This is a genomic window from Salinispira sp. (assembly GCF_059431795.1).
The window spans coordinates 26550-38346 of record NZ_JBXWXS010000039.1; the positions used below are offsets into that span (position 1 = coordinate 26550).

An 11797-nucleotide genomic window follows, 5' to 3' on the forward strand; every position below is an offset into this window, starting at 1 on the left:
CATGAAATTCCTCATTGCTTTATCGTTCAAGAACCTTGCCAGGTACACAAAGCGGACCCTGATTACCGCTTCGGCAATTGCCTTCGGTCTTGCCATGTTTTTATTCATCGACAGCATGCTCAAGGGCGCTGAAAAAGATTCAGAACGGAACCTTATCTGGTATGAAACCGCATCCGCACGGGTCTACGCACAGGAAAACCTGGACAATTGGCGGAAGATGAATCTGAAACACATGATTGAAAATCCCGGAGAAATTATCGCCGCCATTGAAAATGAGGGATATGATGCCGCCCCCAGGGCCGCTTTCAGCGGTGAAATGGTGGTGTACAAAGATCCCTTTCCCGAAGACGGTTCGGTTCAGGTGAGACTTTTTGCGGTGGATCCGCTAAGGGATCCGGAAGTCTACCACATGAAGGAAGCCCTCATCGGCGATTCATCCTGGCTGGAGAAAGGAAGCAATGGGGTGATCATGGGAAGCTGGATGGCCGAAGATCTGGGAGCGGATATCGGATATCCTTTGACCATCGTTACCCGCACCCGGGACGGGGCATTCCAAACCATCGACCTCGAAATTGCGGGGCTGATTAAAACCGCAAACCCTATGGTGAACCGTTCCAGCCTGCTCATGGATCTGGATTATGCAAATACCATGCTGAATTTAAACGGCGCGGTGAGCCAGATTGATATTTCGTATCCCCTGGCTGCCAACGACCGGGAGGAAGTGGCCGCCCTGAAAGCCGCCATACCCTCTCAGCGGGACGATCTTGCCGTGGTAAGCTGGCGTTTTTTAGCCGGGGACTATCTGAGCATTGCCGCAGCCAAGCAAGGCGGTACCCTGATGATTCTAGGACTGGTGTTCATTATTGCCCTTGTGGGAATCTCCAACACCATGCTGCTTGCCATGTATGAACGGCGGCGGGAACTGGGAATGCTCAGAGCAATGGGTATGAGCGACCGGCAAATCGGTCTGAGCTTTACAATCGAAGCGGGGGGCATCGGCCTGATCGGCAGTCTATTCGGTGCGGTAATCGGTGGTATTCTGGTATGGTTCCTGGTTGAAGTGGGGATAAATTTTGAATTTATTCTCCGGGATTTTGATGCAGGATACAGGATCAGTTCGGTGTTCCGGGGCATCTGGAGGCCCGGAATGTTCATTCTATCGGCTGTGTTCGGCGTGGGTATGTCCATGCTTGTGGCATTGATCCCCACCCGTCAGGCATTGAAAATGGGGATAACAGACTGCCTGCACGCAGAAACATAGGAGAAGTATATGAAACTTCATGTAATGGCATGGCGGAATATTCAACGAAACACCCGGCGCAGCGCATTATCGGTTTCTGCCATTGGAGTGGCAGCAATGACGATTGTTCTCCTGTTTTCCCTTCTCACCGGGCTCAGCAATGAACTGAAAGATAACCTTCAGACATTCTATTTCGGAGAGTTACGAATCCGTCACCTGGAATATGAAAAATACTCCAATCTCAATCCTCTGCATCTCAGCGTAGAATCCGCCTCCCGGATGACCGCAGAGCTGGAATCCAGCCTGGCCATCCTGCGTGCGTCGTCCCGTATTCCGTTTCCTGCAGCGGTGTATGAGGAGGGCAATAATGTGGGAATCTCAGCCATGGGTCTGGATTTCTCCCGGGATATTATGGATCCCGGAACATATCTCACCCAGGGCCGGTTACCCAGGGCGGGTGAGCGGGAGGTGCTCCTGGGCAGTTCCGCCGCCGATTCCCTGAATAAAGGCGTGGGGGATTCATTCACCGCACTGTCAACCACCCTTCGGCGGGCCAGCAATGCCATGACCTTCCAGGTTGTGGGTATTGCAGCATTTCCCCTTGGGGATGTAAACGCCCGTATTTACATTCCTGTGGATACCGCCCGCCGCTTTTTAAAGACCGGTGACCGGGCGGTGGATGTGGTAATGGCTGTGGCTCCGGAAAGCAGCCTGATTGAGGCACGACAGGCCGCCGAAACCATTCTCTCAGGTTATTCTCAAAGCGGCTCTCTCATGCTGGAAACATGGAATGAGATCCCTTCAAGCTATATATTCATTCGTATGGCACAGATGGTCTACTATATTGCCGGAGCTGTGTTCTATGTGCTTGCTTCCACGGTGATTATCAACACCATTATGATGATTATATTTGAGCGCACCAGGGAAATCGGAACTCTTGCAAGCATGGGAATGAGCGGGAGAGACATTGTCCGCATGTTCTTTCTGGAATCGTTTTTCATCAGCACTATTGGGAGCGTGCTGGGGGCTGGGGTGGGAGCTGGTTTCACCCTAATTCTGCAAAACAGCGGTATTGACCTCACCTCCGCCATGGAGGGTGTGGATTTTGAGCTCAGCGGCATCGTATACCCACAACTCACTGCAGTGAACGTGATTATTGCAATAGTGACGGGAATCATTGTGGCCTCGGGTATCAGCCTGATCCCCTCCCGCAAGGCATCGGGAATCAAACCCGTGGAAGCAATGAAGAGCATATAATATAGGAGGATTTATGCACAAGCACATGACGGCAGTTCTCGCACTGTTCATTCTGGGACTTACATCTCTCTGGGCTCAATTTGACCGGGCCGAAGAAATTATCATGGAGATGGAAGACCAGGAGGTGTTCGAAAGCGCCTTTATTCAGGGCAAGATGATAATCAACGACCGTTTCGGGGAGAAGGTGAGCAGCTTTGACAGCTGGTCCCTGGGCACAAACTATAGTCTGGTGGAATTCACCAGCGTGGAAGAACAGGGACAGAAGATTCTGCGCAGCAAAGACGATCTGTATCTCTATTATCCGGATGCGGAAGAAGTGATCCGTCTTTCCGGCGCCGCCCTCAGGGATGGAATTCTGGGCTCGGATGTAAGCTATGAGGACATGACCGGTGAAAAAACCCTGCTGGCGGACTACCGGATTATCGGTTTTGAGGAAGACCGGCTGGCGGGCGATGAAGTGTATGTCATTGAACTGGAGGCTCTCAGATCGTCGGTACCGTATCAAAAACAGATTCTCTGGATCGAACAGGACCGCCTTGTGGGAATGCAGGCACATAAATTTTCCTTGAGCGGAAGGCTTTTGAAAGTTGAACGGGTTTTGGAATACAGAGAAGAAGATGACTACCTTTTTCCGGTTCATACCGTTACCGAAGACAAGCTCAAGCAAAATTCCAGCACAGAGTTTATAATTGAAGAGATAGATGTGAATTATCCTCTGGATCGCGGGTTCTTTTCTCTTGATGAATTAACCTGGTAAAAACGATTCCAGACGAAGGAGGAATATTTTGACAGCCCGACAAGCACTCTCTCCACTTCTATTCGTTTTGCTGCTCATGGGTTTTGGGCTCTTCCCGCTTGCGGCGGAAAGCAGCACCTCGATTGAACTTGATCTCTATAACGTTCTTCTAATGAATCCGGATCCGGATGATCTAGAGTTCCGGTATCTGGCCGGCGGTGAGGGCTCCATTAATTTTGAAGCCCGGGGAAACAGGAATGTCCGGGGGGAACTCAGCATTTCCGCCGATTTAGGACTCAGCTATACCCTTTCTGTGGATACGGCATATATCCGCACCCGCCTGGGATCCCTTCGCCTCACTGCGGGAAAGACCAGAATCAGCTGGGGCGAAGGTGCGGTGTTCAACGCCGCCGATGTGATTATGGGGTCTACCGACCTTAACGTGGATCTCACATCAGTTGAATACAGAAGTGAGACCGACTGGCTGAATGCCCTCTACCTTCCCCTTGGACGCTTTGCGTTTATTGAAGCCATTGTCCTCCCCCCAATGCCCGACATGCAGGCGTACACTGACTATATCAGCGGTCTGGGAGGGGATCCTTTCCCCCCTCTTTCGGACACGGGACTGGGTGCACGCAGCTCGTTTACCTTTGAGCGCTTTTTGGGAATCAAACTCGAAACCGGTTATTTTTACACCGGAACTGCGGACACCCACACCGGATATGTCAGCCTGCAGGGCGGAACCGGTCTGAACTGGCATCTGGGGAGCTCTCTGGAAATGAACTCCGACAGCTTTCAGGGAGGAGCCGACGCATTCTTCCAGGGTCTTACTGCAAGCGGCGGCCTTTACTCCCTCAACGATATTTCACCCCGGGTTTCAATGAATGTACGCATGGAAGCGCTGTACGACTACAGCGGAGAATTTATTGAAGTTGAGAGTCCGGATCCGGCTGCAGCGCCTGAATACGGAATCTACGGCTATTTTGATTTCTCTCTAGGAATCGATTCAAATCTGAACCTGTACCTGCGCTCAATTCTCAGTCCGGTGGACGGCTCGGCATTGGTAATTTTCGGTAATACATTCAACATCTACCAGGGTTTTACATTCTATACCAATATCAGCGGGAGTTTCGGCGAAGCAGGCGATACCTATGCGAACCGGCAGATGGGAGGCTACGGTCTGGTCAGCGGAATCCGCTACATCTATTAGGACTTGATGTGGCACCTGAAGAACCCAACACGTATTGGAAGAACGAAAGCTCAGCCGCCCTCCCGTACCCCGCGCCGGTCCAGGAAATCCACCGCATAATCCACCAATTTACGTGAGGGGATGCTGAGAATGGTCCCGAACCCCAGTCTTCCCCGACTGCATAGCCGGGGATATTCACTGCAAAACCCATCTCCAATCTTTTCAAATACATCACTGTCAAAATCGATATCCCGGTAGCTCTTCCAAATGGTTTTTCCCCTGCTCCTACTCACAGGAGCAATGAAATCACACTCCCTGGATTCCGCATCTGCGGCCCGGTTCTCGGCAAGATGCAGCATGGTGCAGTTTTCGAAACCCACCCCCATAAGCAAAATTCTGACATTCCGGTCATACAGCCGGGCCAGAGGGCTCTGGTCTCCCATTGAAAAATCCAGCGGATGGGAGTCCAGAATCATATCTGCATCGGGTCCGAAACAGGCAAGGCTGTAATGTGGGTGGGCGCTGCGCTTCACGTCAGGCAGTGTTCGAAACAACTCAGGGGTACGCCCCAGCCTTCTGCAGCTGGCCGTTTCCCGATCATAGGGGGGCAATGATTCCATTATCTGATCAATCCAACCTTCTGGGGCAGGGGGATTTCCCCACAGCCGGGGATCGCTGATATCGTTGCTGTGTGCAGGCATAATAATGTGTCCGCCGTCATCCACCGCGTCCGTTACCCCCTGAATCAGCGCCAAAGGGCCGCCGGAAATCCACCCCAGATTGTTCAGAGAAACGTGCAGCATCACATCGCTGCCCGCAACCAACGGCATGACGGCATCTCGTACATCCTTCCGGGTTAGGGGCCGGGCTCCGGTTTTCATCATCAGGCGGTATTCCGCCTCGTACCTTGCTTCCATGGGAGCATTGTAGCCTCTTTAAAGCGGGGTGTCATTATTCCCTGAACAGCTGGTCGTCTTCTATGCGGTCGTCGTAGCTGGCAAAAACGCTTGCCCGGTCCGGTTTTTGGGCACCCGAGGGCATGAGATCCACTACCACCTGACCATCCAGGGCCTGAAACATGGGCATACGGTGAAAACTCCCCCGTTTGGGATACTCACCCAGATGCTCCCCCAGCCCGCCGCCGAATCGCCCTTTCAGGGTGAGGACATTGCGGATAATCCTCTGTTCGCCGTTGAAATCCAGGGTGAGAGGGACTGGAATATACTGTCCGTTAAAGGCCCTGTTTTTCCGGTCAATTCCTGCAAGACTGTCTTCCGTCCAGTTGATTCGGGCTCGGGTTCGGGCAAGATTGATGGATGCATGTACGCCGTTCATCAGATCCTGGGAGACCGGCAGCACCTCCCCCCGGTGGAGCATCTTTACAAGACTCTTGATGTGCCTGATCCCCGCATAGCAGGTGCGGTTCAGAAGGGAGGCGGGGGTTTCACGCTTCCGGATAGATACCGGAGGCGTGCGCCAGATAATCTCTCCGGCGTCGTATTGTTCGCTTACCCGGTGCACCGTTCCGTAAAAACTCTGCATATCGCTGAGAATAGCCCAGGTCTCCGCCTCAAAACCCCTGAGAGCCGGCAGCGGCCCGGGATGAAAGTTAATGAACCCCAGTCGTGGTGAATTGAACAGCTCCGGTGGAAGCCATGAACCGAAGTACACCACTCCCAGGCTGTACTGCTCATTCCGAAATCTTTCCAGCCACTCTTGCCAGCGGGACATTTCTTCAGGATCTGCAAAACTTTTCAGGATCTTTTTTTGGGGCTGTCTGAGAATGGAGGGAATGTGGTAAACCCGGCAGCCTTTGAATCGTTGCCGGTTCAGTCTGTCGCCGGGACGGACGTACAGGCCGTCCACGTTCACTCCCTGATTTATTAGTGCGTGAACCAAGTCTGCACCACTGTCTCTCCGTGAAGCCGGCCGGTGACTGCCGATAAATACGCAAACCTTTTCCCGCTGTTTTCTCGCGCCTGCCATGTCTTCCGCCTATTTCTGCCCGGGACGGAGGACACCGTCCCAGGGCTCGGGAGCTCTTCCCCGCTTCCGGGCTTCCGCCTGTTCCATATGATATCGGTCGATGCAGGAAATGAACAAATCTGCGAGAGGGCGGTTGTAGGGGTCCTCACGAATGGTCATGAACAGATCGTAGGCGTTTTGCATATCGCCCGCTTCAAACCCCGCTACCGCATCATTCAGAATCTGCTTGTTCCGCAGTTTCGCCTCGATCTCATCCTCAGGCAGACCATTGAGAATCTCGTACACGCTCCGTGCCTGCTGCCTACCCACAACCTGAATCCGGCCCATGTAGCGTTTAAGGTATTCATCGGCACTGCCCATGGCCCCCAGGGCATCGCTGCTGATAATAATCGATGAGCCCATCTGTTTGGACAGAGTTTCAAGCCTGGCGGCAAGATTCACCGAATCGGAAATCACCGTACCCTGCATCCGGTTTTCATCTCCCAGTATTCCCAGCATCAGGTCGCCGGTATGAATACCCGCCCCCACCCGGATTTCAGGGCGTCCCTTCTCACGCTGCTCGCGGTTATACCCGTTGAGACGAGTAATCACCGCAACCGCAGCCTGTACTGCATCATCGGCACTCTCGGGAAACAGAGCCATAATGGCATCTCCGATATATTTATCGATAAATCCCCGACGCTCCCGGATTACCGGCCCGACCATGCTCAAATAGGAATTAAGAAAGTTAAAGTTTTCATCGGGGCTCATGCTTTCGGAAATGGCGGTGAAGCTTCTGATATCAGAGAACATAATGGTCATACTTTTGTGGACTTGATCACCAAGCTTCACCTCGGTGAGGTCCCCCAGATCAAGATACTTAAGAAATTGTTCGGGAAAAAATCGCCGGTAGCTCTGGTTCAAGTTCTCAATCTGCTGAAGATACGTATTAATGGAACGGCTCATGAAATTAAACCGTTTGCCCAAATCGCTCACTTCATCATTACTTGTGAGGCGGATCTGATAATCCCAATCTCCTTCGGCGATCCGCTCAACCCCTTTTCGCAAAATACGCAGGCTTCGAAGAATCATCACCGTCATCACCATAATAAATACCACAATCAGCGCCGCAATCATGGTCATGACCGCCATGGTGCGGGTGTACAAATCCCTGGCATTCTGTGTAAAACTGTATAAGTCGCTTCCGATTTCCAGGAGTGCAACCACCTGATTGCTGGAATCGTAAATGGGTCCCACACCGTACAGCCAGTTTCCGCTGATATCCTCCACCTGCTCGAAGGCCACCTCACCCTCATTGGCTTTCCTGTATACACTCTGTGGGTCTTCATACCAGTTGAAGGGATGTCGCAGCCCGATCCGGTTATTCAGATACATAAATCCGTATAGATTTTCATCCACAACCTGATACAGAGCGAAGTACAACCCCTCGTTCCAACTGTCCAGGTTGTAATTCAACGCTTTCCGCAGGTCATTCCGGATCTGTTGATACTCGGCGTTCATGTAATCATCGATTCCCCGAATTTCATGGAAGAGATCTCCATCCACACTCTGTCCGATTGTTTGGGTCAGCGCAAGAATCGTATCGATATTATTCTGCTCGTAGGAATCGATGAAACTGCTTAAAAGAATTGAAGAAATAAGAAATATTCCCCCGGCCATGAGTGGGACAATTATTAATAGTTGCTTGAAAATCAGGGATATCCGTCTCTTAAGAATATAAATGTAGGTATGGACGATCAGGGCCCCCAGTGCAAGTCCTCCGATGATAATTCCAGTCCACCAGAGAAAAGCCCGTAAACGCCATGATAGCGGGATGGAAAACATCTCGCTGTGAGCAAACCGTGAATTTGCATCTCCGGCATAGACTCCGTAATCGTAGGTTGTGAGAAACCCTTTGGGAGAATAACCGACCCGATAATAAAAAAACGGCTCATTCGAGTATCCCCGGCGGGCTAACAACTCCCGGTCCAGGACCACCCGGTATTCTACGGCATAATTGGAAGTACCGAGAAAAGAAAGGAGGGGAATGGCTGCAATTCTCCTGTTTACCAAATCACTCACATACAACCAATCGTCTCCCCCGATAGTCATATCCCAGAAATACTCATCCGGCAGGGAGGGATTATAGAAATACTCTGCTTCGCCATTCACATCCATGGGTGATGCATCTTCTGAAGACGAACCCGCTCCAGCGGGTCCCGTAACGTCTATCCGGTTCATATCCGAATAAATATCCCCCAGAATCATATGACCCCGTTTATCCAGAATGATGTAGTTCTCCCCGTCAACCCATTCGATATCCGCAACATAGGCGTTGGCGTCGGGAAAGTAGCTCTCGCCGAGAATCTCTGTTGTCTCCCGTTCCAGAGATTTCCGGATAAACTGGATACCGGTATCCTGCACCAGAAAAAAGTACAGATAATTGCGGTGAATACGCGGACTGAAGATTTCCCCCCGCTGGATATATTCCGCCTTTTTCGCATCATATTTACGCTGATAGAATATCCGCCGGAAATTGCCGTTTACATCGTATTCCAGGATTTCTTCCCTCTGAAGAAATGTACCTTTATCATCCAGTACATAATTCAGCACAAAGTAATTATCCCCTTTCCCGGGCAGCACCAGATCGGCGTAGAAAAACCGGCCTTCCCGTCTATCACCGCCCCGGATTTCAGATATGAGTTCACCCTCCTCGCCTGCCACCAGGATTCGCCGGAGACTTGTATCGATAATAATCTTCCGGTTCTGATCATCTTCCACTGCGAACTGGGGGAAGTCCAGCATTGCATGACTTTCAAAGGGATTCCTGGTCCTTTCGCTAAAACCCACCACAATCAGGATCAGGCTTACCCCCAGAACCGCCAATACAGCTAGAAAGATTATTGTTCCCAGGCGGTGAACCCGTGTCTGTTTTTGATTATTGCCGTGTTTTTTAGTCATTTCTGCTCCAGTTCGTCATGACTGTGCCGACGAATGAAAATATAGGGGACTGCAACGGCGGCGATAATAATCCCCAGAAGTACCAGTCCCTGTCTCTGACCAAGGACCAGAACCGCGGCAAATATCACCGGCCCTATGGTTTCCCCCAGCTTACCCATAAGTTCAAAATATCCGGTTGCCCGGTCCTGCCCCACCACATGAACGATTCGCTGTGAGAAATAGAGTCCGTTCTGACTGCTCACTGCAAATCCTTCCGTGAGTCCCATGAGAATCAGAACCAGTGCGGCAGACCAGATATTTCCGCTGAGTCCTGCCAGAATCAATGCCGCACCCCACATAAGCGACCCCAGAAGACTGCCCCAGAAGTTGCCCAGGTATTTTTCAACCAACCTGCTGAGGGGCGGACCCAAATACACAATAAACAGTCCGTTGACTATGAGGAAACGTCCGATTTCCGGCGTGGTCAGCCCCTGGGCCTCGGCGAAGAGGGGGAAATAGAAGCTTACGTATGCAGCCGCCACATATGTGGGAAGGATGAGCAGGGCAAAATACATCCACAACCGCGGACTTCGGACCATGGTAAGCAAAGCTTTGCGATGTCCCAGTTCTCCCCGGGTATCCTGTTCCCAAAAGAAACGGGTATCCCGGTACAGAAGGGCAAAAACCACCCCGGTCAATGCTGTGAGAGCCATCCCCATGAGAAACACATTTCTGTACCCCACCAAACCTGCCAATGATGCTCCCAGAACCAGTCCCACATTGATGCCTGCTATCATTCCTGAGTAAAAATTCGAGTAGGCCTGATTTCGCAGCTTCACCCGTCCTTCCTTGTTGATAAAGCTGCGAAGGGCAATATAGCCCATCCCCGTTCCAAGCCCGGTGAGAGAACGGGCAACGATAAAAGGAGCCAGAGATTCAGCAACGGCGGAGAGCAGAAGCCCCCCGGCACTGAAGCAAAGGCTGAGAGCAAAAAATCCCTTCCACCCTCTGTGGGCAATAAATATGGAAGTGAGAACGGTTGCAATTCCGAAAAACGCCATCTCCAGCGAAAGAGGCAGTGCGATTACCACATCCCTGCTCAAACCGGCCAGCGGTCGGTACAGATCCCGGCTCAGCAGAGGGAGAAAGGCTATGGAAAAACTCACCGCGGTAAAGTAAAGAAACACCAGTGGTCGGGCAAGGTTTCCGTCGCTGAAACCGCCATCCTGACTGCTCAGGGGCGGATTGGCCAGACGCCGTTCTCTCAAAAGGGAACTGAGGACGGTGAGCTCAATCATTAAAAGGATCAGCACAATGAGTACGGTGATCAACTCCCAGATCAACTCCCGAATCAGCACCTGGTTTTCCTGATTCATGGTGTACAAATCTGTTCCTGTTTCAAAGAGTGCGACCACTTCGCCCCTGCTGTTATAGATGGGCCCCACACCGTAAATCCAGTCCCCTGAGATATCGGTTATCATCTCCGTTGCGATTCTTCCCTCTTGGGCGAGATCATACACGCCCGGATCCTCTGCACCCCCCAGCCAGTCAAAGGGGTGGTACATGGAAATTGCTCCGTTCATGTACATAAACCCGTACAATCGTTCATCGATAATACGGTACAAAGCAAAGTAGTACCCCTTATTCCAGTCATCCCGGTTATTGTTTAACGCATTGATGAACGTGTTCCGGATCTCCATATATTCATCATTCCCGAAATCCCCCTGGGATTCGATTTCACTGAATGAATCTCCATCGATAACCAGGGGCAGAACCTGAATCATCTGGGAAATCCGTTGAAAAATAATTCCCGTATACCGGGTATTGAAATTATTGATGAGAAAAAACGTGCTCAGTGTCCCCACAGCGAGTACCAACAGGACAACCCCGAATGAACGTACAAGCACCGGCGGCAGTTTTCTCTGGAAAATCCGTGAATATATGAGCCATAAGAGCAGAAGCGCTCCGGATGCGGTCATGAATAATCCGGTCCACCAGAGAAAACGGCTCAAAGTTCTCCCTGAGCCAAGCCTGGCGGAGGTGATAAAACTGATATCCCCATTATCATAGACTGCAATTCCTTCATCATTGGTGGTGTAGATCTTTCCGTCCGGAGAAAGATCCAGGCGGTAGTAGTTGTACGGGTACAGCTCATCCAGTTTCATGGACTCAGCAATTGTATCCCTGCTGATAAGGGTTCTGCCTTCTATTGTCCGGATTTCCCTGTTCTCAAGATCAACAAATACGATACCCTGGGGAGAAATTCCCAGTTCCCAGGGACCGACGCCCGGAGGGTCTTAGGAATTCCAGTTATAAAGTATCTCGCGTCCCCCCTCTTCCGTCAGTCGGCGCAGAGTTCCTTCTCTGAAAGTGGCCACCGGGCCTGCTTTACTGTACGCTGCATGTGCAATAGTGAGCTTGGCGTGGGTAATCCGAGTGGGAGCCTCCTGGTTAACATTCTGAAGCTGTG

At 51.4% G+C, this 11797-nt stretch carries 8 protein-coding genes; 4 read left to right on the forward strand and 4 right to left on the reverse strand.

Translation table 11 applies throughout. The annotated features are described in order from the left end of the window. The first annotated feature begins 1 nt into the window (after position 1). The 4 genes from AC52PS_RS13340 to AC52PS_RS13355 are packed head-to-tail and all read left to right on the forward strand — an operon-like array spanning position 2 to position 4443. Positions 2 to 1261 carry an ABC transporter permease gene (locus AC52PS_RS13340; protein ID WP_495563568.1) on the forward strand — a complete coding sequence of 420 codons (1260 nt, stop codon included), beginning with the start codon at positions 2 to 4 and terminating at the stop codon, positions 1259 to 1261. A gap of 9 nt (positions 1262 to 1270) precedes the next feature. Continuing rightward, positions 1271 to 2497 (forward strand): ABC transporter permease, encoded by a 1227-nt coding sequence (locus AC52PS_RS13345; RefSeq protein WP_495563569.1) that lies wholly within the window; start codon positions 1271 to 1273, stop codon positions 2495 to 2497. Positions 2498 to 2510: 13 nt separating this feature from the next. After that, positions 2511 to 3254, forward strand: coding sequence for an outer membrane lipoprotein-sorting protein (locus AC52PS_RS13350; protein ID WP_495563570.1), 744 nt, complete (start codon positions 2511 to 2513; stop codon positions 3252 to 3254). 28 nt (positions 3255 to 3282) lie between these two features. After that, positions 3283 to 4443, forward strand: coding sequence for a hypothetical protein (locus AC52PS_RS13355; RefSeq protein ID WP_495563571.1), 1161 nt, complete (start codon positions 3283 to 3285; stop codon positions 4441 to 4443). A 50-nt stretch (positions 4444 to 4493) separates the two neighbouring features. Here the strand turns inward: AC52PS_RS13355 and AC52PS_RS13360 are convergent, their stop codons facing one another. Genes AC52PS_RS13360 through AC52PS_RS13375 form a run of 4 tightly spaced genes read right to left on the reverse strand, consistent with a single transcriptional unit; the run spans position 4494 to position 11492 of the window. After that, on the reverse strand, positions 4494 to 5339 hold the full coding sequence (locus AC52PS_RS13360) for an AAC(3) family N-acetyltransferase (RefSeq protein WP_495563572.1): 846 nt from the start codon (positions 5337 to 5339) through the stop codon (positions 4494 to 4496). A 34-nt stretch (positions 5340 to 5373) separates the two neighbouring features. Next, positions 5374 to 6408, reverse strand: coding sequence for a methionyl-tRNA formyltransferase (locus AC52PS_RS13365; protein WP_495563573.1), 1035 nt, complete (start codon positions 6406 to 6408; stop codon positions 5374 to 5376). A 9-nt stretch (positions 6409 to 6417) separates the two neighbouring features. After that, complete coding sequence (locus AC52PS_RS13370) at positions 6418 to 9348, reverse strand: adenylate/guanylate cyclase domain-containing protein (protein ID WP_495563574.1); 2931 nt, start codon at positions 9346 to 9348, stop codon at positions 6418 to 6420. Further along, on the reverse strand, positions 9345 to 11492 hold the full coding sequence (locus tag AC52PS_RS13375; RefSeq protein WP_495563575.1) for an MFS transporter: 2148 nt from the start codon (positions 11490 to 11492) through the stop codon (positions 9345 to 9347). Before AC52PS_RS13375 ends, AC52PS_RS13370 begins: the two co-directional genes overlap by 4 nt. Positions 11493 to 11797: the final 305 nt, after the last annotated feature.

Coding starts and splice junctions, on each gene's coding strand:
- AC52PS_RS13350 (WP_495563570.1), top strand. CDS start 2,511: ATGCACAAGCACATGACGGCAGTTCTCGCACTGTTCATTCTGGGACTT.
- AC52PS_RS13375 (WP_495563575.1), bottom strand. CDS start 11,492: ATGAAACTGGATGAGCTGTACCCGTACAACTACTACCGCCTGGATCTT.
- AC52PS_RS13365 (WP_495563573.1), bottom strand. CDS start 6,408: ATGGCAGGCGCGAGAAAACAGCGGGAAAAGGTTTGCGTATTTATCGGC.
- AC52PS_RS13360 (WP_495563572.1), bottom strand. CDS start 5,339: ATGGAAGCAAGGTACGAGGCGGAATACCGCCTGATGATGAAAACCGGA.
- AC52PS_RS13345 (WP_495563569.1), top strand. CDS start 1,271: ATGAAACTTCATGTAATGGCATGGCGGAATATTCAACGAAACACCCGG.
- AC52PS_RS13340 (WP_495563568.1), top strand. CDS start 2: ATGAAATTCCTCATTGCTTTATCGTTCAAGAACCTTGCCAGGTACACA.
- AC52PS_RS13370 (WP_495563574.1), bottom strand. CDS start 9,348: ATGACTAAAAAACACGGCAATAATCAAAAACAGACACGGGTTCACCGC.